Genomic DNA, 20,304 nt, shown 5'->3' on the forward strand with positions numbered 1-20,304 from the left:
TTTTGCCAAACGATAGAAGGCGCATCGCGGTTATTGGTTTTGGAGCGATGGTACGCAGCTTGCAGGCGTCGTTTCGCAGGTCTGGCAATCATTTTGAAGTTGCAGCGACGCTGGTTCCTAGGGAGTTCGCCCCGGCGCCGAGCGAACTGGGCGGGGTGAGGCTCTTCAATGATGTTGCGGACCTGATCGACTGGCATCCCTCACTCGTTGTTGAATGCGCGAGTCACGACGCTGTCCGTGACTTCGTTCCCGCGTTGTTGCGAAAAGGAATCGACACCATCATCGTTTCCGTGGGCAGTCTGAGTGACAAGACGCTGCTGGACAGCCTTGAAGCCGCCGCGACAAAGGGAGGTAGTCGCCTAACTGCAGTATCAGGTGCCATTGGGGGTCTTGATGTCCTGAGATCCGCAAGAAGCGCGGGACTAAGCTCCGTCGCTTATACCGGAACCAAACCTCCCAACGCCTGGACGGGTACACCGGCAGCGGATGCAGTTGACTTGGCGTCTCTTAGCCAGCCGACAGTAATATATAAAGGCAATGCAGAGCAGGCTGCACGACTTTATCCCAAAAACGCTAATGTGACCGCCGCGGTGGCCCTCGCTGGCATCGGCTTCGAGGCAACCAGCGTCGTGCTAATTGCAGACCCTGACGCGACTACGAACCTCCATCGAGTAGAGGCGACGGGTGCTTTTGGCAGTTTCTCGATTGAGCTTCAAAACAAGCCTTTGCCTGATAACCCAAAAACATCCTGGTTGGCGGCTTTAAGCATCGAAGAAGCCATTGTTCGGCACTTTAGAGCGATCGATGTTTAGCCAGCTCGGCTTGTCCTTGTCGATCGAGTACGTCATCGGGCGAAGCTTTCAGTGCGCAAGAAAGTATTGAGGGAACTCAATGAAGATATTGGTCCCCGTCAAGCGGGTAGTTGACTACAACGTAAAGATCCGCGTCAAGCCGGATGGCTCGGGCGTCGATCTGACCAACGTGAAGATGTCGATGAACCCGTTCGACGAGATTTCGGTCGAAGAAGCGCTTCGTCTGAAGGAAGCCGGCAAGGCCGACGAAGTGGTTGTCGTGTCGATCGGCCCGCCCAAGGCCGAGGAGACACTGCGCACCGCGCTCGCCATGGGCGCTGACCGGGCAATCCTGGTCGAGACCGAAGATCAGGTGGAGCCGTTGGCGGTTGCCAAGATCCTCAGGGGTATCGCCGATGCCGAAAAGCCTGGCCTGATCATTGTCGGCAAGCAAGCGATCGACGACGACTCGAACCAGACTGGCCAGATGCTGGCCGCCCTCCTCGGTTGGGTCCAGGCGACCTTCGCCTCGAAGATCGAGATCGGCGATGGCAAGGCAACCGTGACCCGGGAAGTCGATGGCGGCCTGCAGACGATCGACATCAAGATGCCGGCGGTTGTCACGACTGACCTGCGCCTGAACGAACCACGTTACGCCTCGCTGCCCAACATTATGAAGGCCAAGAAGAAGCCGCTCGACAAGAAGTCGCCAGCCGATTTCGGCATCGATACTGCAGCCCGCCTCAAGGTTCTGAAGACGGAGGAGCCGCGTGGCCGCGAGGCCGGCATCAAGGTCAAGTCGGTTGCCGAGCTCATCGACAAGCTGAAAAACGAAGCCGGCGTCCTCTAAGGTCCCGAAAACGAGATTTCATCATGCCTATTCTTCTTCTGGCTGATCACGACAACGCCACCCTGTCCGACCTGACCGCAAAGGCGCTGACAGCCGCTTCCAAGATCGGCGGCGATGTGCATGTGCTGGTTGCCGGCAAGGGCGCCAAGGCTGCCGCCGATGCAGCTGCAAAGCTATCCGGCGTTTCGAAGGTACTGCTTGCCGAGGGCGACGATCTTGCCAACAATCTCGCGGAGCCCTTGGCAGCCCTCATCGTCTCGCTCGCCGGCACTTACGATACCATCATCTCGGCCGCCACCTCGGTCGGCAAGAACGTACTTCCGCGCGTGGCGGGCCTGCTCGACGTCGCGCAGATCTCCGAGATCATCGAAGTCGTTTCGGCCGATACTTTCAAGCGTCCGATCTACGCCGGCAATGCCATCCAGACCGTGCAAGTAGCCGGCGCCAAGAGGATCATAACCGTGCGTACCTCTTCATTTGCCCCCGCCGCCTCCCAAGGCCCCCTTGCTGCCGTTGAGAAAATCTCAACGGCAGCTCTTTCTTCTTCTCTCTCGGCATTCGTTAAGGATGAACTGTCAACATCGGATCGACCTGAACTGACCTCCGCCAAAATCATTATTTCCGGCGGCCGTGCACTCGGCTCCGCGGAGAAGTTCGAGGAAGTCATTCTTCCCGTCGCCGACAAGCTCGGTGCCGCCGTCGGCGCTTCGCGCGCGGCGGTCGATGCGGGTTACGCGCCGAACGACTGGCAGGTCGGCCAGACCGGCAAGGTCGTCGCCCCGGAACTCTACATCGCCTGTGGCATCTCGGGTGCCATCCAGCACCTCGCCGGCATGAAGGATTCGAAGGTCATCGTCGCCATCAATAAGGATGAGGAAGCCCCGATCTTCCAAGTCGCCGACTACGGTCTCGTCGCTGGCCTCTTCGAGGCCCTACCGGAGCTGGAAAAAGGGCTTCGATAGAAACGTGCTGGACTTCTTTCAAGACACGCATGACTGCTTAGCAAAAGTCTGGAGAGAGCGATGGATACGAGCCTCGCATCCACGTGAAAGTCTCACTCGCTCGCCGTCCAATAGAGTCTGCCGCGCCGCCTGACATTCGCGTCCGGTCCAGGAGCGGCTGCTTGGCAAGCTGAAGCCTCTGTCGTCCATCGAACCTCGGCTGCCAGCGCCGCTCACCACCTTGAAACGTCGAGGTTAGGCTTCGGGTGGTATCTGCACCCTCCCTTGACGCTTAAATCTGATCGACGGGCAGGGCTTGTTCGGCGATCGGGCCTTTGGTTGCCAGCCGACGAAAAGCGATTGGCGATAGGCCCGTGTTCGTAGTGAAAAATCGAGTGAAGTAAGCCGCATCATCATACCCGAGCGTAAAAGAAATTTCCTTTACGCTCAAGTTTGTATTCGCTAAATACGAACGAGCCTGCTCCAAACTGCGCGCCTTTATATTTGAGTGTACGGTTTTACCGGTTGCTTGAACGGAGACCTTATTTAGATTTGAAAACGACATGTTCATTCGGTCAGCATAAAATTGCACATTTTTATGAGTTTTATAATATCTGTCGATAAGTTGCGACAATATTTCAATCTTACTTTTCCCTGCCGGATCGGCGGTATCGGTCGTTTTAACGCCGAACTGAAGCACGTTCCTTTCAGAAACAATCCTTAGAAATTCAACCATAAAAGAAAGGACTGCTGCTTCTCGTGCTATTATATAGGGATATGTCTCCGTGCTGTGCTCGTATATAACGCGTTCTATTGCCATCAAGATCTCTGGATTTCGATCTCTTTCGATCTGTTCGATGATGGTTATATGTTTGACCAAATCACTGGCGAGAAATCCCTTCTGAGCTAGTCGATCAAAATACGCAGTGCTAATTGTTATTACATGGCCAAACGTTTTCGTATCGATGTAGGAGTAGAAACCATGCTCCAGATTCGGCGGGATCATAACAAGGCTATTGCTGCCAAAATGATGCTGTCCGTCTGGATATATAAGCGTTGATCGCCCCTCGGAAATATAGACGAATTGATACAGATCGACATGCACATGCAAGTCGATATTTGACATTAGGTTGTTACTTCTAACGAGAATCGACTCGGCATTTGAGAAGATTGATCGACCAAACTCAGGGCTCTCGCCGTAGAGAGAATAGGCTGGCGCGCGGCTTGAGCCATTTACACGCGGCTTCGTTGTTTTCTGCATCGCGGATCACCTCTCAAATCTCAAACTCCAGCATTGCGGGAATGAGGAGAATGTCCAACATGATGTTGGATATTACCATTGCCCGCTTTGAGCGAAAGTGATTTCTTCAACTCAGGCATGGATTGAATGGCTACGACTTACGCAACTTTTGATTGTGTATGGTCGACGCTTCAATACACCCGTGAAGCATGTCCTGCGGGCTCCACCGAGTATCCAGGGTGGCCGAAGACGGAGGGCCGCTTGGGGAGACCGGGCGGAAACGGGCATCGCGTTTGTGCAATGTGGGGAGGAGGACCGAAGTCGTGCCATTTGACACCATCGGCGGCATCACGCTGCACCATCGCCACATCAAGGCGGCTGGCAACGGGGGCCCGATCGTGTTCATCAATTCGCTCGGCACCGACTTCCGCATCTGGGACCAGATCCTGTCGAACCTGGACGGGGAAATGCCGCTGCTGGTCTACGACAAGCGCGGCCACGGGCTCTCCAATAGCGGCGACATCAGGTCGATCGACGATCATGTCGAGGATCTCTCGGGGCTCATCGATCATTTCGGCTTGAAGAAGGTCGTGTTGTGCGGCCTGTCGGTCGGCGGTCTGATCGCGCAAGGGTTTTACATCAGGCACCCTGACATGGTCCAAGGCTTGATCTTGTGCGACACGGCACACAAGATCGGTACGCCCGAGAGCTGGAACGCGCGGATTTCGGCCGTCGAGCGCGACGGCATCGAGGCGATCGCAGACGGCGTAATGAAAGTGTGGTTCACGCCGAATTTCCATGACGCGCGCGCTGCCGACCTTGCTGGATACCGCAACATGCTGACCAGGCAGGCGCTGCCTGGCTATGTCAAAACCTGCATGGCGGTCCGCGACGCTGATTTCACCCACGCGACACACCGCATCGCCATACCGACGCTCTGCGTCGCTGGCGACCAGGATGGCTCCACGCCTCCCGATCTTGTTCGCTCGTTGGCCGAGATGATCCCCGGTGCGCGCTTCGAGATCATCCGCGAAGCCGGACACATTCCCTGCGTCGAACAGCCTGAAGCACTGACCGCCTTGATCCGCGATTTTGTCGCATCGCTTGCCCCTGGAGCAGAAACCCATGGATGAAGTCCCCGGCAACTCAGCCAGATATCGCAGTGGCCTCGCAATCCGTCGGTCCGTGCTCGGCGACCGCCATGTCGACCGAGCCGCGAATGCCGCCACTGATTTCGACCGGCCTTTCCAGAGCCTGATCACCGAGGCGGCTTGGGGAACCGTGTGGGCGCGACCTGGTCTGTCCAGGCGCGAGCGCTCGATCGTGACGTTGGCGCTGCTGGCGGCGCTCGGTCACGATGAAGAGGTCGCCATGCATGTGCGCGCCACCGCCAACACCGGGGCGTCACGCGACGATATCTGCGAAGCGTTCCTGCATGTCGGGATCTATGCCGGCGTACCGGCGGCCAACCGTGCCTTCAAGATCGCCAAGGGGGTATTTTCGGAAATGGACGAAAGCCAGGATGTCAATGTCCGCTAACCCCGGTTCGAACCGGACGCCGGAGACCGGCGCCTTCTTCCAGCGCGACCGGACATGGCATCCGCCCGCACTGACGCCGGGCTACAAGAGTTCGGTGCTGCGCTCGCCGCAAAAGGCGCTTTTGTCCTTCGACAACACGCTTTCGGAAATAGCCGGACCGGTCTTCGGCCACGCCATGCTAGGCGAACTCGACGCCGACCTGATCCACAATTTCGCCAGGCCGGGCGAGAGCGCCATCGGTGAGCGCATCATCGTCCATGGGCGGGTGCTCGACGAGCGCGGCGTTGGCGTTGCCGGCGTGCTCATCGAATTCTGGCAGGCCAATGCCGGCGGCCGCTACCGCCACAAGAAGGACGGCTATCTGGCCCCGCTCGACCCGAATTTCGGCGGCTGCGGCCGCACCATCACCGATGAGCGCGGCTTCTATGCTTTCCGCACCGTCAAACCCGGCCCCTATCCCTGGCCGAACGGTCCCAATGACTGGCGCCCGGCGCATATCCATTTCTCGGTTTTCGGCCATGGCTTTGCCCAGCGGCTGATCACGCAGATGTATTTCGAGGGTGATCCGCTGATCTGGAAATGCCCGATCGTGCGCGGCATCGCCGACAAGGCGGCCATCGAGGCGCTGACGGCCATTCTCGACACGCAGGCGACAATCCCGATGGATGCGCTCGCCTACAAGTTCGACATCGTGCTGCGTGGCCGGCGCTCGTCGCTGTTCGAAAACCGGCTGGAGGGCAATTGATGGCGCAATCGCTCGACCGGCTCAGGGAGAGCCCCTCGCAGACCGCGGGCCCTTACGTCCATATCGGACTGACGCCGAATTTCTGCGGCATTAGCGGCGTCTATGCGACCGACCTCGGCGCTACCATGGTCAACGACAAGACCAAGGGCGAGCGGATCGGTCTCAAGATCCGGGTGCTCGACGGCACCGGCACGCCGCTCAAGGATGCGTTGATCGAGATCTGGCAAGCGGATGCGGACGGGCTGTACAATTCGCCCGCCGAATTGCGCGGTGCCGCCGATCCGAATTTCCAGGGCTGGGGCCGCTGCCCGACCGACATGGAGACGGGCCTATGCGATTTCGAAACGATCAAGCCCGGCCGCGTGCCGTACCAGGACGGGCGACTGATGGCGCCGCATGTCAGCCTTTGGATCGTCGCTCGTGGCATCAACATCGGCCTGCAGACGCGGCTGTATTTTTCCGATGAGGCGCAGGCCAATGCGCAGGATCCTATCCTGGCGCGCATTGAGCACCGCGTTCGCGTGCCGACACTGATCGCCGAGCGCCAGGACAACACTTACGTCTTCGACGTCCATCTCCAGGGCGACAAGGAGACGGTCTTCTTCGACAGCTGACCGGCACCATGACCGTATCGCCTTTCGATCATCCGCTGCTTTCCAGCCTTCTCGGCGACGAAGAGACCGCCAGGCATTTTTCTGTCGAAGCAGAAATCGCCGCGGCGTTGGCATTTGAGGGCGCGCTGGCGGAGGCGGAGGCCGACAACGGTATTGTCGGCCTGGACGCCGCCGCAGCGATCGTTGCGGCGCTGAACTCGTTCAGGCCAGACACAGGCTTGCTACGTGCCGGCGTGGCGAAGGATGGCGTCATGGTTCCGGAACTGGTGCGCCAGATCAGGGCGGCGGTCGGCGAACCGCACGGCGCTTCCGTTCATTTCGGTGCAACCAGCCAGGATGTCATCGACACGGCGCTGGTGCTGCGGCTGAAGTCCGTGGTCGACCATCTCAGTCTGCTGCTGACCGAAAACATCGTGCGCCTTTCGGCGCTCGATGATCGTTTCGGGGGCAGAGCGCTTACCGGAATGACGCGGATGCGGCCGGCGATCCCTATTCGAGCGCTGGATCGCGTAGCCACATGGCTGGTGCCGCTGCTGCGTCATCAGCAAAGATTGTCGGACCAGTCCGCACGTCTGCTTGTGGTTCAGTTCGGTGGTGCCGCCGGCACGCTGGAAAAGCTTGGCGGCAAGGGGCCGGCCGTGCGTGCCGCACTTGCCGCAAAACTCGGCCTTGCCGATGCGCCGCAATGGCAGTGCCAGCGCGACACCCTTGCGGATTTTGCCGGCTGGCTGTCGCTGGTGACCGGCAGCCTCGGCAAGTTCGGCCAGGACATTGCGCTGATGGCGCAAAGGGGCACCGAAATCGCGCTATCGGGCGGTGGCGGCTCGTCGGCCATGCCGCACAAGCAGAACCCGGTGAAGGCCGAAGCGCTGGTGGCGCTCGCCCGCTTCAACGCCACGCAGCTTTCCGGCATGCATCAGGCGCTGGTGCATGAGCAGGAGCGCTCGGGCGCGGCCTGGACGCTGGAATGGCTGCTGCTGCCGCAGATGATCGTCGCCACCGCCGCGTCATTGCGGCTGGCCGCCGAACTGGCCGCGCAGATCGAAAACCTGGGGCACTGATGCGTACACAAGTCGTCATCGTCGGTTCGGGTCCGTCCGGCTTGTTGCTCGGGCAGCTGCTGGCCGGCATCGGTGTCGAAACCGTCATCCTCGAGCGTTCGAGCCGCGAGCATGTGCTTTCCCGCGTGCGCGCCGGTGTGCTCGAGCAGGGCACGGTGGCATTGCTGCAGGAGGCGGGCGCCGCGGCACGGCTGCGCGCCGAGGGGCTGCCGCACACAGGCTTCTCGCTGGCTTTCAACGACGGCCTGCACCGCATCGACCTCGAGGCTTTGACTGGCGGCAGGCATGTTACCGTCTACGGCCAGACCGAAGTGACGCATGATCTGATGGACAAGCGCGATGCGGCAGGACTGACCACGATCTACGAGGCGGCAAACGTTGCGCTCCATCGTTTCGACGGTGACGCACCTTTCGCCACCTACGACAAGGGCGGTGTCACCGAGCGCATCGACTGCGATTTCATCGCCGGTTGCGACGGCTATCATGGCGTCAGCCGCAAATCGGTGCCGGAGCGCGCGCTGAAGACGTTCGAGCGGCAATATCCGTTCGGTTGGCTCGGCGTGCTGGCCGAAGTGCCGCCGGCCGACCACGAACTGGTCTACGCCAATCACGAGCGCGGTTTTGCGCTGTGCTCGATGCGGTCGACGCACCGCAGCCGCTACTATGTGCAATGTCCTCTCGACGACCAGGTCGAGGCGTGGTCGGACGACCGCTTCTGGGAAGAGTTGCGCCGCCGCTTGCCGCCGCAGACAGCGGCTGCGGTCACCACAGGTCCATCCTTCGAGAAATCGATCGCGCCGCTGCGCTCCTTCGTTGCCGAGCCGCTGCGCTTCGGCCGGCTGTTCCTGGTCGGCGACGCCGCCCACATCGTCCCGCCGACGGGCGCCAAGGGCCTCAACCTCGCTGCCAGCGACGTGCGCTATCTGTTTTCAGGCCTAAGCGATTTCTATGTCGAGAAATCACGTGCCGGTATCGACGCCTATTCGGGCAAGGCGCTGGCGCGGGTGTGGAAGGCGGTGCGCTTTTCCTGGTGGATGACGACGATGCTGCACCGCTTCCCTGATACCGGCGACTTTGGCCAGCGCATCCAGGAGGCCGAGCTCGACTACCTCGTGCATTCGCAAGCGGCGTCGACCGCGCTCGCCGAGAATTATGTCGGGCTGCCTTACTAGGGTGTGCCGATATTCAGGTGAGGCCGGCCTGCAATGGAGGCTATTTGCGCGTCGGGTGCTGACATGTGGACGTATTTGGACCCGCCCTATTGCTATAGAGCGGCTGGATCGGGAACGTTGGTTATGACTGCAGACGTATATCAGGCTTCCTGATGCGGCTGGACAACGTGTCGCCCGAGCCCGATCGATTTTCGCGCGCTTCCACCCACTGGCTCCTAGACACCTGGAGCCATCTCAGCCAGTTCATGACGCGCCATCCGGCGACACCATCGCCACCGGGACACGCTCCTCGTCGGGCCGGGCATGGAGGCTCTTGAGCACATTGTCCAAGCCTTAGCTGGATTTTACCATTGTTGCCGGCAATGGATGGTGAGCATGTCGCGACACAGGATATGTCGTCGCACACTTTTTCGGAGATACAGTGTCGCGATCGTTTTTTTGCTTGAGACGCGCACTGAAATGCAGCCCCTGAAGAGACGCTCTCGGCACCTGGGCGCCAGCGCTCCGCAAATCGTTCTCGACCAGACTGTCGTCGAGCTTATCGGGCTTCTCGGCCAGCTCACAAACGTCTATCTCGCCTCTGGGGCTGCCATTGCATCATGGTGACGGATCGTTCCAGCCTCCGAGTCGGCCAGGAAGTCGGCGTGACCGCGCCTCAGGAATTCGTCCGGTTCATCACCGATTAAAGCAGTATTTTTGCGGGAGGAATCCTTCGTGAATTCACCGAGCTCATTGAACCCGCCACGCTTATACAGACATTTCATCAACGGCCGGTTCGCAGCACCCTCGAAGAGCCTCGGCGCGAGATTTTCACTCGCCGACGGTGGTCCGCCTCCGCGTTTGTCCTCGGGCAAGGCCGAGGACGTTGACATCTTGGTCGTTGCGCGCAACGCCTTCAAACGGGAGAGCGGGGCAGCCATGACGGGGTCTTCGCGTGCCGCCCCGCTGCACAGGTTTCGCGGACTTGATATGCCAAAACCCCGAGCGCCTTATCAGGATCGAGGGCGCCGTCGCCTGAGCGGTAGCCGACTTTCACGACACGCAGTCATACCCGTGGCCGAACGCGCCGCGCGCGACGTAAGCAAATTTCAAAATGCACAGGCGAGGCAACCATGAGCGTGACAAGTGCTGACGACGATAGCTATGACGTGCTGATCATCGGCGCCGGGCCTTCCGGTGCCATCACCGCGCATGCGGTGGCCGGCGCGGGCTTCAAGGTCATATGCCTTGAGCAGGGCGACTACGCACTTCCGTCGGACTATCCGGCAAACTTTGATATGTGGGAGCTGGTGGCGCGTGGCCACTGGCAGGCCGAGCCCAACCGCCGCCGTAATCCTGCGGACTACCCGCTGGAGGTGTCCGACACCGACCTCGCCCCTTCAATGTACAGCGCCGTAGGCGGATCCACCATTCATTTCAGCGCCCTTTGGGCACGCCTCGCCCCTTCCGACTTTCGCGTGCGCACGTTGGACGGGGTAGCGAGCGACTGGCCGATAAGCTACGAAACCCTCTCTCCTTTCTATGACAAGGTGGACGACTTCATCGGGGTATCCGGACTGGAAGGTGATCCCGCCTATCCAGAGGGCTACGCTCCCAAGATGCCCCCGCTGCCTCTAGGAAAGTTCGGCAGGAAGGCTGCCGAAGCGATGAATGCACTGCAGTGGCACTGGTGGCCCCATGCAAACGCGATCCCTAGTCAAAAGATCGGCTCCCTTGCCGCCTGTGCCCGTTGGGGCACCTGCACACAGGGCTGCCCCGAGGGAGCTAAGGCATCCTTTGATCTGGCTTACTGGCCCAGTGCCATCAAGGCCGGTGCCAAATTGGTCACCGGCGCACGCGTGTCCAAGATCACCACCGACGCGGGCGGTGCGGCGACCGGCGCCACGTGGATTTCCAAGGGTGAAGAACGCCATACCAAGGCCAAACAGGTCGTCGTCTGCGCCAACGGCATCGGCACCCCGAGGCTGCTCCTGCTGTCGGCAAGCGAACGTCATCCCCAAGGATTGGCCAATTCGTCGGGTCTCGTCGGCAAGAACCTGATGCTGCACCCGAACTGCGCCGTCATTGGATACTACGACGAAGAACTCGAATCGTGGCGCGGGCCGGCGGGTTCCGCGGCCAGTTCCATGCAATTCTATGAAACGGATCGCTCGCGGGGTTTCGTGCGCGGCAGCAAGATGCATGCCTGCCCCACGCCGGGATTGCTGTTCAACGGCGTGGACCCGCACAGACTTCTGCCTTTCGAGGATTTGTGGGGCCCGAGTTTCCATCAAGTTATCCGTGACGCGAGAAACGCGATTTTCTGGGCGGCGAACATAGATGACCTCCCCGAGGAAAGTAACCGAGTCACTCTCGACCCCACGCTTCGCGATAGTGACGGCATTCCGGCGCCTAAAATAAGCTATCGATATAGCGAGAACACGCTGAAGATCCGTGACTTTACCGTGGCTCGTCTGTCCGAGATCCACAGGGCCGCCGGAGCTAAGAAAACCATCGAGATAAATGACCTGCAAGGGGAGCCCGGTCACCTTCTCGGGACCGCCAGGATGGGAAGCGACCCCAAAACTTCCGTTGTGGATGAATACGGCAGGGCGCACGACGTGCCGAACCTGACTATCTCGGACGGAAGCATCTTCGTCACCGGGGGCGCGGCAAACCCCACCAGCACCATTGCGGCGCTGGCGCTTCGCAATGCCGAGAAACTCGTTCAGACCTTGTTGGAAGCCAATTGAAATGAACAACAGCCAGTCCATCGTCAAAGGGGAGCGGCTGTCGGTGTCAGCACCGAAGCCGGTTCACGCGCCGCCTTTTTCTCCGGAGGAAATCCGTACACTTGGGATTTTCGCCGATACCCTGCTCAAACCCGAGCTCAACCACGCTGTGCTGCAAAGCAACCCTCCCGGTCTGTTCGACGCGGCCGATCAACTCTCCGATGGCAAAGTGCGCACTCAGGCGAAGCAAAAGTTCCCGCTCGCATAAGACGGCTGGCGATCCGCCGGTCAAAAACGACGAATGGGATCGGACCAGCGGTTCAACGAAGCGTTGGCCCTGAGCTGAAAACTCGACGAAGGGGCTGCGCTCCGCGATGAACGATGCCGAGATCGCGCTGCCGTAACGGTTCGCGCAGGATTTCGCGGCCCACTTCGTCGCGATCGAAGACATGTCCTCCTTGCGGGGGAGGTGATTGAACACGGTCATCCGCCCGACGTCGGCGGCCGCGATGTCATCCCCCGTCACATGATCGACGCCCCGCTTCAGTGGAGCGACCCTTTGATAATACCAGTCGACATGCAAATGCATCTCGATGTCGGTGGTCAGATCTGCCTCTGACCATTGCCTGCGGCATTGAGCAAAAAGTCCAGCTATTTATTGGATTTTACCATTGTTCCCACCCGAGTTAAATGGTGTTCTTGGCCTGCCTTCGCGGCAACAGGCGGAAAAGTAATTCACGCCACCTGCAGAGCTGCGCGCGGAAAAGTTCGGCTCTTTTCGAGCGTTGTTCTCTATCTGTCAGGCGTAGCGAAAGCGCCCTTGTTGAGGAAATTTGAAAGTCGGCGACGCCCGGCGAGACTGGTCGGATAAGTCGATTTGGCAAGATTTTAAAGCATCGTCTAGGACAAGTGGAGCACCATGCAGAATACGGTTCCGTTTAAGGTCAGCACGAAGGCGCCAGTTGAAGCAGTACTCGTAGCAGCAAACGAGGGGACGCCGGTGGGCCTCGGCTCCGAAGACGGCGGCTCGGCGCTGGTAAAGGTATCGCCAATTAGTCACAAATACACTCACTTCGCTGTCGTGGGTGTGGATTTGCCGAAAGGCGGGCACCTCCGTTCGCGGGCCTATGAACTGAACGAACGGTTGGTCATCTGTTTTTCCGGGAAAGGTCGGGTGTTCTGCGGCGGCAAGCAGCACGCGGTCTCCAAGGGCACATTCATGTTCTGGGGCCGCGGCGTCGCCGTGAAAGTGGAGCAGGAGGGCGAAGAGCCGCTTCGCCTCTCCGTGATCTCCTTCCCCCCCGGCCCGGACTCTCGTTTTGATCTCTTCCCGGTGGGTGGAAAGGGCGCCGAGGCTTCGAAGGAGTCGGCAGCTATGTTGGGCGTCGAAGATGGCGACGCCGCCGACGGCGACTTTGACGGTCATTTTATCATCGTGCAGGATGATGAGGGGGAAGAGTATTGGCAGGCTGCACCCAGCCTGGGTTACGTCAGCATCATGATTGCTGCACCTGCTTTGCCTCTGACCTATTTCTGCGCGGCATCGCAGCTCCTGGAGCCTGGCGCCAACGTTCGGCACCACGGTCACGTGATGTCCGAGGAGATCGTGATCGTTACCCACGGTAAGGGCCTCGCAATTTTGGGCGATGTCGCATACCCGATCGCCGAGGGCGATTTGATCGTTTTGCCCCCGACCCTGATGCACCACTTCGTCAATAACGGTACGGAACCGCTGAAATATGGCGGCGTCTTTCTGCCCCCCAGTGTGGAGGGGGCCTTAAGGGAAACGGGAGTGCGTAAGCTTCCCGGCGCGGAAAGGCCAACGGCCATCCCTCGCAATCCAACGACGGAAAAGCTTCTCGTAGACAAGTACGGGTTTATCATCCCCGGCATCTGAGTTCCGAGTTGAGCATCGTCATCCGCAGTCTTAAAAGGGATAACTCCATGGCACTTCCATTAGACGGCATTCGCATCTGTGATCTGTCCCAGATCATGTTTGGGCCGTGTGGCACCCAAGTGCTTGGCGATTTCGGCGCCGATATCATCAAGATCGAGAAACCCGGTCTGGGGGACATCAGTCGGGCGATCGACCGTCATCGCCCGAACAAGGGCGACGAGAGCTCCAACTTCATGGCTATGAACCGAAACAAGAGAAGTTTGGCACTCGACATGAAGACCGAGGAGGGTAGGGAAATCCTCCGGAAGATCGCCAGAGAGTCCGATGTCTTCGTCCATAATTTCCGGCCGGGCGTCATCGAGCGTCTTGGATTGGGTTATGAGGATATCCGTAAGGACAACGATCGGATCATCTACGTCGAGGGCTCGGGGTTTGGCACGACCGGTCCTCTGTCGCAGAAGGGCGGGATGGACTTCGTGGCCCAGGCTCTCGCCGGCGTCGCGCACGGCAACAAGGATCCAAGCGGAAAGCCGCAGCTGTTTCCTGTTTCGGCGGCCGACTTCTCCGCTGGAATGATCCTCGTCCAAAGCGTTCTTCTGGCACTCCTTCATCGTGAACGAGCAGGTCGGGGGCAGAAAATCGAGATCAACCTGCTCGACGTATTTCTGGTCATGCAGCAGCAGGAGGTCACGCAGAAGCTTCGCACGGGCCACGACTTCAATCCGCTCGAGTCAGACCCCATGGACATTTTCGCCGCATCCGACGGATTTGTTGCGGTCATAGCGGTGCTTAGGCCAAATCCGGTTTCTGATGTCTGCCGAGCCCTGGAAATACCCGACATCACGACCGATCCCGAATTCGCTACGCTGGCACAGCAGATGGCGAACAGAACCGAATACAGACGGCGCATAAGCGAGGGGTTCAGCAAGTTCACGACAGAAGAGTGCCTCACGCGGCTCGACAGGGTAGATATTCTGTGCAGTCCGGTGCTCCCGCTTGGCGAAACGCTTAAGCATCCTCAAGTGAAGGAAAACAATATCCTCATTGAGCTCGATCATCCCAAACACGGACTTCTTCGTACGGTGGGTAACGCGATCAAGTCCTCAGAATTTCCACAAATCGCGTTGAAGCCGCCGCCGTTGTTGGGACAGCACTCCGAAGAGATTTTGGCGGAGTACGGCTATTCCCAGGATCAGATCGGCCAGCTGATCGAAAAGAAGGTGATCGATACCCAGCGGGCCTGATTCGCGCGGCGATCAGGTCAGAAGTCCCAACGACACGGTGAGATCGAACAATGGTACTGGCTTACAATCGTGAAGGAACCGGCGCCCGGACGATCTTGCTTGTGACGGGCCTCGGCGGGCATGCAAACTTCTGGAACGCCCATCGGCCCAAACTGGCAGAACGCTTCACGGTCCTGAGCTTCGACCAGCGAGGCTGCGGCGCCAATCGCGCGCGGGAAGGCGTACACACCCTCCAGGAAATTGTCGGAGATGCCATCGACATTCTCGCCGAGGCGGAAGCCAGCAGGGTCACCGTAGTCGGACATTCGATGGGCGGTGTCATCGCCCAGTGCCTGGTGCTCGATCATCCTGAGCTTTTTGAGGCTGCGGTCTTCAGCGGGACGTTCTGCGCTTTCGACAGGTATATGGAATTCATAAACGACCTGCGGCAACGTGTGCTTGACGCCGCCGGCACGGTGACTTGCGGCCATCTTTCTGCGATCCTTGCGATGCCCGGTGGCGACGTCCTCGATCCGAATTACGATCTTATGGGTCGTATTCAGAATATCACCCAAAGCATGGCGGATGAGGTCTTGTCCGCCCGGATGAGGGCACCCTACAAGTTCGATCGGCGAGAAGAATTACGCAGCGTCGAACTGCCTAGTTTGGTGATCGGTGCGTCGGACGACATGCTCGCTGCCGAATATCAATCCCGCGAGATCGCGGCTCTCATCAAAGGCGCCAGGTTGGAGATAATGAACGGCGGTCATTTTTTTCCCAACACGCGCCCGCAAAGATATTGGGAGATACTGGAAGGCTTCCTTCGATCCACAGATCGATAGCGCTCGCACAATCGTGGATTGAAGCTCGGCAAGGCAAGTTCCAAAGCTGGAACTCGTAACCGGTAAGGAGCGTGCATGTATGCCCTGATGAACATCTATTTTGCGGACCCTGTCCCGCCGGAAAGTAACGTCACGGACGTGATCGTTGTCGGCTCCGGCGCTGCCGCCCTTACCGCGGCGTTGACCGTGGCCGTTGCAGGAAAGACCGTTCGTATCATCGAGAAGACGGATGTGCTCGGCGGCACGAGTGCCATGTCTGGTGGAATGACCTGGCTTCCCGTCAATCACTACGCCGCACGGGCCGGTCTGTCGGACAGCTTCGCCGAGGCTCTCGCCTATATGCGGGCCGCCTCTCCCAAAGGATGGCAGGAAACGGAAGACGAGCTGTGGAAAAGCCAGATCGAAAACGGCCCGCAGATGCTCAAGCTGGTCGAGGCCCACAGTCCGCTGAGGTTCAGCCTAACCCAGATACCGGACCCCTTCGAGGAGTGCGAAGGCGCAAAATCGAGCAGAATTCTGGCGGTTGAGCCCCTTAGCAAAGCGATTCTCGGTTGGTGGCGCGGCCGCGTACGGCGGTCCACCTTGCCGCAGAGGCTCACCTTCCAGGAAACCGTGGACGCGAAGCTGGACCGTCATCCCATCCTCGGCATGCTTCAATCGCTGCCCCTGCTGTTTCGACGATGGTGGTCGGACTCAATGGCCCAGGGAAACGGCTTGATCATCGGCCTGCTCAAGGGCTGCCTGGACCAAGGCTGCCTGATAGAACTGTCCACCCGCGCGACGACGCTCAAAACCGATGACGCCGGCGTGGTGACGGGCGTTCAGGTGGAGCGGTACGGTGCGCTTCACACCTTTGAGGCGCGTAGCGCCGTGGTACTGGCGACAGGCGGCTTCGAATGGGATGAGCAGATGCTGGCCACCTACTTTCCCAGCGAGGTAGACTTCAAAAGCTCGCCGAGCAGCAATGAAGGTGACGGACACAAAATGGCGCAGGCTGTCGGTGCAACTTTCGCCCACATGGATCAGGGCAATATCGTCATTCAGCCCCCGGTCAAATATGAGGGCGAGCTACACGGACTTCCCTTGAGAATACACGCGGAGCCTGACGCTATCATCGTGGACAGGCACGGGCGTCGTTTTGCGAGCGAGTACGAGTTTTGGGTGTACGATCGCATCATGGACAGAAACGAAGCGGGAGAGCTAATCCACCAGCCTGCATGGGTCATCAGCCACTGGCCTATGGTTAAAAGGACGCCGTTGATCCGGTGGTACCGCCGGTACAAACGTGATTGGCTTCTCAAAGCGTCGTCGATAGAGGAATTGGCTGAGCGGACCAAACTGCCCGTTCAGAACCTGAAGGACACGGTGGAGCGTTTCAACGGTTTCGCGCGCACCGGAAGGGATCTCGATTTCCAGCGCGGGACTTCGAATGCCTACGAGAGAAAGCTTGCGGCGAACTTGGGGCTGATGGAGGAGATCGATACTCCGCCATACGTCGCCTACCGGTTCAGACCCTCCTTGCTCGGTACCAAGGGCGGAGTGCGCACAAATGCCCGGGGTCAGGCGCTCCGCGCCGACGGCACCGTCATTCCGGGGCTTTACTGCGCCGGTAATGTGATGGCCAGCCCGACCGGTGCGCGCACGCCGAGCCAGGTCGGTACCACCCTCGGCCCGTACATGACATGGGGCTTCATCTGCGGCCAAACTATCCTCCAAAGCAACCGCTGATGCAAACAATAGTACCCCACCCAGCCTTCGGAACTTTTATTGCCCTGAATGCCCCCGGCATTACCGGAATTCATGAACGCCCTAAACAATCGTGCTCGGAAGAACTGGAGAATTCATGACTTTAGCGGACAATCATTCCGACAAGGTGATGCTGGAGCGCCCGGCCGAGTACGTCGCCTTGATAAGATTCGACCGGCCCGAAAAAAAGAATGCGCTGCACAGTTCCATGATCGTTGAGTTGGGTCGCCTGCTTACACAATTGGAAACCGACAGCTCCGTCCGTTGTGTCGTCATCACCGGTTCGGATTCAAGCTTCGCGGCCGGCGCGGATATCAAGGAAATGGTGGCGTTCGGACCTATGGCGGTGGCGAACAGTCCGGCCAGGGTAGCCGCCTGGCGGGCGATCGAGTTCTTCGGCAAGCCTCTTATCGCGGCGGTGAACGGTATTGCGTTCGGTGCCGGATGCGAGCTTGCAATGGTGTGCGATTTCATCGTCGCCGGCGACAACGCCGAATTCGGGCAACCCGAGATCAAGATCGGCGGCATGGCAGGCGACGGAGGAACTCAGCGGCTTCCGCGCAAGCTGTCTCCCAATCTGGCGTCCTACATGCTCCTGACGGGAGAGCCCATCAATGCCGAGCGGGCCCTTCAATTCGGATTTGCGGTGGAAGTGTGCACGGTGGCCGACACCGTTCCTCGCGCCGTGCAAATTGCGGCGACGATCGCGCAGCGTGCCCCTGCCGCAGTGCGTGCAACGAAGGCCTGCATCCGAACTGCAGTCGGCGCCACGGCCGAAAACGGCCTTGCGTTCGAGCAAAGCGCTATCGCCCGTCTGACCATGACGGACGACTCCAAGGAGGGCATGCTCGCGTTTACGGAGAAGCGCCCGCCTGACTTTACCGGGACCTGACCTTATAGAGCAGGCACTTGAGAGCCGGAACAGGATGGTTCTTCGCTAGGTGAGATTCATCGCCCGCAACGGCGAACGGTTCGTTGCTGCCGATCCAGACGGTGGCGGTTGGCAGCCCCCGGCGATCAGTGGCGGCTGGAAACGCGTCAGCCGCGGCGCGAGCGGTGCCGGCGGAGGGTCTTCAAAGGAGAATGTAGACCGCATCCACGAGGATCGCCGCAACCAGCCGCTCGCCCAGTTCGTGCGCGTTCGCGAAATGAGCAGTACCTCCCGCTAGCCCGAGCAGCTGCGGGAAGGCGACAGTTCGGACGAGCAGTGGTGACATCAATTGTCGCGGTTCGGCGGGCGTCCCAACCAAAGAGAGGCACATCTGCTTCAGACTGCCCTCTTCATGGCCGCTCCCGCTTGATGGTTTAAGCTGGCTGCAATGTTTGCGACATGGCTTCCCTGGTAGCGGGCTCCGCCTAATTCGATCGCGGAGGGCTGACGCGAGCCGTCCGTGCCAGTGATCGTCGATGCGCCGTAGGGCGAGCCGCCAAGGATTTCGCCCAAACCGAGCTGTCCTTCGAAGGCGTAAGGTAGCCCCACCACCACCATGCCGTGGTGAAGCAGCGTTGGGATGAAGCCCAGCAGTGTGGACTCCTGGCCGCCATGCTGCGTGGCGGTTGCGGTGAAGACCGAACCGACCTTGCCTAAAAGCTTGCCCGATGCCCAAAGACCGCCGGTCTGGTCCCAGAAATTGCGCATCTGTGAAGCCACGGTTCCGAAACGAGTGCCGGCGCCGACGATGATGGCGTCATACTGATCCAGTTCGTTGGGATCCGCGATGGGGGCTTCCTGATCCATCTTGAAAAAGGACGCCCGCGCCACTTCGTCCGGCACCAGTTCCGGAACGCGCTTGACCGTCACTTCCGCGCCAGCATCGCGAGCGCCTTCGGCAACGGCTTTGGCCATGGTTTCGATGTGGCCATAGGCCGAGTGATATAGAACGAGAACTTTTGCCATTATCTACTCCGGTGGGTTATCGCCTCGCAGGGAGGCCAATGAGGGTTTTATTGAAGAGTCACAGCGGCTTGCTTCAGCGCGGCATCCCCACTTCGATCGAAAGATCGCCTATCGAAGCTATGTGCGCGTCGATCCTGTCACCGGGAAACACCGGCCCGACCCCTTCGGGAGTGCCCGTCATGATCACGTCGCCAGGATGGAGGGTGTAGAAGCTCGACGCGTATTCGATCAGACGTGCAACGCCGAAGATTAGAAACCTGGTGTTGGACCTCTGTCTCTCGATCCCGTTGACGGACAGTCGCAGGTCGAGTGCGTCGGCGGACGGAATTTCATCGGACGTCACCAGCCACGGGCCAAGCACGCAGTGAGTGTCAGGCGACTTCCGAAACGTCGGAAATTCCTTGCCACGGATGGTCATATCCAATCCCACGGTGAAGCCGAGGACATGGCTTAAGGCATCTTCCTTCCGGATGGCCCGCGCTTCCTTCCCGATAACGACGGCCAGCTCTACTTCATGGTCGGTGCGCCGGTCGGCGAATCTCGGCGTGAATCTGTCCGACGGCCCGATCAGGGAACTGCCCGCTTTGAGGAACAGCCCGAACTCGTCAAGATTGGTATAAGTCGTTCCGTTATTGATCTGGCTGTCTGCGTTCGCCTCTTCGATGTGGGCTTTGTAATTAATCGGCGCCCCGATGATCTTCCCGGGGTTTGCGACCGGGGCGTCCAGCCTTGTGTCGCGCAGCGCGTGGCGCGTGGAACTCTTCGACACCGCATCGCGCAGTCTTGCCGTGTCCGTCAGCTGGTTTGCGATCCAGTCACCCGCAGGGACGGGCCAGGGAGGGCTGCGATCGTAAGCGTCCGTTACATCGATGACCTCATCCCTGTCCACAACACCAATCCGATTGGAGTTGAATCTACATATTTTCATCCAGACCAACCCCACCTGCGGAGATGCATCATTATTATTGCATTTGCAATTGTTGCATATGCATTATATTAGCTTGAGGTGGCTGTCAATCGCGCCGAAGGCCCCGG

General features: G+C 59.4%; 20 protein-coding genes. 15 read left to right on the top strand and 5 right to left on the bottom strand.

The window, feature by feature from the left end:
- The first annotated feature begins 2 nt into the window (after positions 1-2).
- The 3 genes from QQK95_RS21630 to QQK95_RS21640 all read left to right on the top strand — a co-directional run bounded on the left by QQK95_RS21630 (position 3) and on the right by QQK95_RS21640 (position 2,603).
- Positions 3-812 (top strand): aspartate dehydrogenase, encoded by an 810-nt coding sequence (locus QQK95_RS21630; RefSeq protein ID WP_284276490.1) that lies wholly within the window; start codon positions 3-5, stop codon positions 810-812.
- Between the two features lie 79 nt (positions 813-891).
- Positions 892-1,641, top strand: coding sequence for an electron transfer flavoprotein subunit beta/FixA family protein (locus QQK95_RS21635; protein WP_284276491.1), 750 nt, complete (start codon positions 892-894; stop codon positions 1,639-1,641).
- 23 nt (positions 1,642-1,664) lie between these two features.
- Positions 1,665-2,603, top strand: a complete 939-nt coding sequence (locus QQK95_RS21640) for an electron transfer flavoprotein subunit alpha/FixB family protein (protein ID WP_284276492.1) — start codon at positions 1,665-1,667, stop codon at positions 2,601-2,603.
- A gap of 271 nt (positions 2,604-2,874) precedes the next feature.
- On the opposite strand, the gene QQK95_RS21645 is transcribed toward QQK95_RS21640, so the two are convergent.
- Entirely contained in the window at positions 2,875-3,843 is a 969-nt protein-coding gene (locus QQK95_RS21645; RefSeq protein ID WP_284276493.1) for a helix-turn-helix domain-containing protein, read from the bottom strand.
- Between the two features lie 302 nt (positions 3,844-4,145).
- Between QQK95_RS21645 and pcaD the strand changes: the two genes are divergently transcribed.
- The 6 genes from pcaD to pobA are packed head-to-tail and all read left to right on the top strand — an operon-like array spanning position 4,146 to position 8,953.
- On the top strand, positions 4,146-4,955 hold the full coding sequence (gene pcaD, locus QQK95_RS21650) for a 3-oxoadipate enol-lactonase (protein WP_284276494.1): 810 nt from the start codon (positions 4,146-4,148) through the stop codon (positions 4,953-4,955).
- Entirely contained in the window at positions 4,948-5,361 is a 414-nt protein-coding gene (gene pcaC, locus QQK95_RS21655) for a 4-carboxymuconolactone decarboxylase (protein ID WP_284276495.1), read from the top strand. Before pcaD ends, pcaC begins: the two co-directional genes overlap by 8 nt.
- Positions 5,351-6,106 carry a protocatechuate 3,4-dioxygenase subunit beta gene (gene pcaH / locus QQK95_RS21660; protein ID WP_284276531.1) on the top strand — a complete coding sequence of 252 codons (756 nt, stop codon included), beginning with the start codon at positions 5,351-5,353 and terminating at the stop codon, positions 6,104-6,106. The genes pcaC and pcaH overlap by 11 nt, the downstream gene beginning before the upstream one ends.
- Positions 6,106-6,720 (top strand): protocatechuate 3,4-dioxygenase subunit alpha, encoded by a 615-nt coding sequence (gene pcaG / locus QQK95_RS21665; protein WP_284276496.1) that lies wholly within the window; start codon positions 6,106-6,108, stop codon positions 6,718-6,720. The genes pcaH and pcaG overlap by 1 nt, the downstream gene beginning before the upstream one ends.
- An 8-nt stretch (positions 6,721-6,728) precedes the next feature.
- Positions 6,729-7,781, top strand: coding sequence for a 3-carboxy-cis,cis-muconate cycloisomerase (locus QQK95_RS21670; RefSeq protein ID WP_284276497.1), 1,053 nt, complete (start codon positions 6,729-6,731; stop codon positions 7,779-7,781).
- Positions 7,781-8,953 (top strand): 4-hydroxybenzoate 3-monooxygenase, encoded by a 1,173-nt coding sequence (pobA, locus tag QQK95_RS21675; protein WP_284276498.1) that lies wholly within the window; start codon positions 7,781-7,783, stop codon positions 8,951-8,953. The genes QQK95_RS21670 and pobA overlap by 1 nt, the downstream gene beginning before the upstream one ends.
- A gap of 569 nt (positions 8,954-9,522) precedes the next feature.
- Here pobA and QQK95_RS21680 read toward each other — a convergent pair.
- Positions 9,523-9,873 carry a hypothetical protein gene (locus tag QQK95_RS21680; protein ID WP_284276499.1) on the bottom strand — a complete coding sequence of 117 codons (351 nt, stop codon included), beginning with the start codon at positions 9,871-9,873 and terminating at the stop codon, positions 9,523-9,525.
- Between the two features lie 192 nt (positions 9,874-10,065).
- On the opposite strand from QQK95_RS21680, the gene QQK95_RS21685 reads away from it, so the two are divergent.
- Complete coding sequence (locus tag QQK95_RS21685; RefSeq protein WP_284276500.1) at positions 10,066-11,685, top strand: GMC family oxidoreductase; 1,620 nt, start codon at positions 10,066-10,068, stop codon at positions 11,683-11,685.
- Between the two features lie 46 nt (positions 11,686-11,731).
- Here the strand turns inward: QQK95_RS21685 and QQK95_RS33545 are convergent, their stop codons facing one another.
- Positions 11,732-12,253: a hypothetical protein gene (locus tag QQK95_RS33545; protein WP_409371704.1), complete on the bottom strand. Its 522-nt coding sequence runs from the start codon at positions 12,251-12,253 to the stop codon at positions 11,732-11,734.
- A 330-nt stretch (positions 12,254-12,583) separates the two neighbouring features.
- On the opposite strand from QQK95_RS33545, the gene QQK95_RS21695 reads away from it, so the two are divergent.
- The 5 genes from QQK95_RS21695 to QQK95_RS21715 all read left to right on the top strand — a co-directional run bounded on the left by QQK95_RS21695 (position 12,584) and on the right by QQK95_RS21715 (position 18,264).
- Positions 12,584-13,561, top strand: coding sequence for a cupin domain-containing protein (locus QQK95_RS21695; RefSeq protein ID WP_284276501.1), 978 nt, complete (start codon positions 12,584-12,586; stop codon positions 13,559-13,561).
- Positions 13,562-13,569: 8 nt separating this feature from the next.
- Positions 13,570-14,805 carry a CaiB/BaiF CoA transferase family protein gene (locus QQK95_RS21700; RefSeq protein WP_284276502.1) on the top strand — a complete coding sequence of 412 codons (1,236 nt, stop codon included), beginning with the start codon at positions 13,570-13,572 and terminating at the stop codon, positions 14,803-14,805.
- A gap of 50 nt (positions 14,806-14,855) precedes the next feature.
- A complete protein-coding gene (locus QQK95_RS21705; protein WP_284276503.1) occupies positions 14,856-15,626 on the top strand; it encodes an alpha/beta fold hydrolase in 771 nt (256 codons plus the stop codon).
- 75 nt (positions 15,627-15,701) lie between these two features.
- Positions 15,702-17,354: an FAD-dependent oxidoreductase gene (locus QQK95_RS21710; RefSeq protein ID WP_284276504.1), complete on the top strand. Its 1,653-nt coding sequence runs from the start codon at positions 15,702-15,704 to the stop codon at positions 17,352-17,354.
- 115 nt (positions 17,355-17,469) lie between these two features.
- Positions 17,470-18,264 carry an enoyl-CoA hydratase/isomerase family protein gene (locus QQK95_RS21715; RefSeq protein WP_284276505.1) on the top strand — a complete coding sequence of 265 codons (795 nt, stop codon included), beginning with the start codon at positions 17,470-17,472 and terminating at the stop codon, positions 18,262-18,264.
- Between the two features lie 375 nt (positions 18,265-18,639).
- On the opposite strand, the gene wrbA is transcribed toward QQK95_RS21715, so the two are convergent.
- On the bottom strand, positions 18,640-19,269 hold the full coding sequence (gene wrbA / locus QQK95_RS21720) for an NAD(P)H:quinone oxidoreductase (protein WP_284276506.1): 630 nt from the start codon (positions 19,267-19,269) through the stop codon (positions 18,640-18,642).
- Positions 19,270-19,342: 73 nt separating this feature from the next.
- A complete protein-coding gene (locus QQK95_RS21725; RefSeq protein WP_284276507.1) occupies positions 19,343-20,158 on the bottom strand; it encodes a fumarylacetoacetate hydrolase family protein in 816 nt (271 codons plus the stop codon).
- Positions 20,159-20,304 lie beyond the last annotated feature (146 nt).

The sequence above is a fragment of the Mesorhizobium huakuii genome (assembly GCF_030160235.1).
Classification (GTDB): Bacteria; Pseudomonadota; Alphaproteobacteria; order Rhizobiales; family Rhizobiaceae; genus Mesorhizobium; species Mesorhizobium huakuii.

What these genes read in the sequence shown, in the direction of transcription:
- QQK95_RS21640 (WP_284276492.1), top strand. Translation starts at nt 1,665, where the DNA reads ATGCCTATTCTTCTTCTGGCTGATCACGACAACGCCACCCTGTCCGAC.
- QQK95_RS21685 (WP_284276500.1), top strand. Translation starts at nt 10,066, where the DNA reads ATGAGCGTGACAAGTGCTGACGACGATAGCTATGACGTGCTGATCATC.
- QQK95_RS21680 (WP_284276499.1), bottom strand. Translation starts at nt 9,873, where the DNA reads ATGGCTGCCCCGCTCTCCCGTTTGAAGGCGTTGCGCGCAACGACCAAG.
- pcaH (WP_284276531.1), top strand. Translation starts at nt 5,351, where the DNA reads ATGTCCGCTAACCCCGGTTCGAACCGGACGCCGGAGACCGGCGCCTTC.
- QQK95_RS21670 (WP_284276497.1), top strand. Translation starts at nt 6,729, where the DNA reads ATGACCGTATCGCCTTTCGATCATCCGCTGCTTTCCAGCCTTCTCGGC.
- QQK95_RS21715 (WP_284276505.1), top strand. Translation starts at nt 17,470, where the DNA reads ATGACTTTAGCGGACAATCATTCCGACAAGGTGATGCTGGAGCGCCCG.
- QQK95_RS21710 (WP_284276504.1), top strand. Translation starts at nt 15,702, where the DNA reads ATGTATGCCCTGATGAACATCTATTTTGCGGACCCTGTCCCGCCGGAA.
- QQK95_RS21695 (WP_284276501.1), top strand. Translation starts at nt 12,584, where the DNA reads ATGCAGAATACGGTTCCGTTTAAGGTCAGCACGAAGGCGCCAGTTGAA.
- QQK95_RS21705 (WP_284276503.1), top strand. Translation starts at nt 14,856, where the DNA reads ATGGTACTGGCTTACAATCGTGAAGGAACCGGCGCCCGGACGATCTTG.
- QQK95_RS21635 (WP_284276491.1), top strand. Translation starts at nt 892, where the DNA reads ATGAAGATATTGGTCCCCGTCAAGCGGGTAGTTGACTACAACGTAAAG.
- QQK95_RS21645 (WP_284276493.1), bottom strand. Translation starts at nt 3,843, where the DNA reads ATGCAGAAAACAACGAAGCCGCGTGTAAATGGCTCAAGCCGCGCGCCA.
- wrbA (WP_284276506.1), bottom strand. Translation starts at nt 19,269, where the DNA reads ATGGCAAAAGTTCTCGTTCTATATCACTCGGCCTATGGCCACATCGAA.
- pcaG (WP_284276496.1), top strand. Translation starts at nt 6,106, where the DNA reads ATGGCGCAATCGCTCGACCGGCTCAGGGAGAGCCCCTCGCAGACCGCG.
- pobA (WP_284276498.1), top strand. Translation starts at nt 7,781, where the DNA reads ATGCGTACACAAGTCGTCATCGTCGGTTCGGGTCCGTCCGGCTTGTTG.
- pcaC (WP_284276495.1), top strand. Translation starts at nt 4,948, where the DNA reads ATGGATGAAGTCCCCGGCAACTCAGCCAGATATCGCAGTGGCCTCGCA.
- QQK95_RS33545 (WP_409371704.1), bottom strand. Translation starts at nt 12,253, where the DNA reads ATGCATTTGCATGTCGACTGGTATTATCAAAGGGTCGCTCCACTGAAG.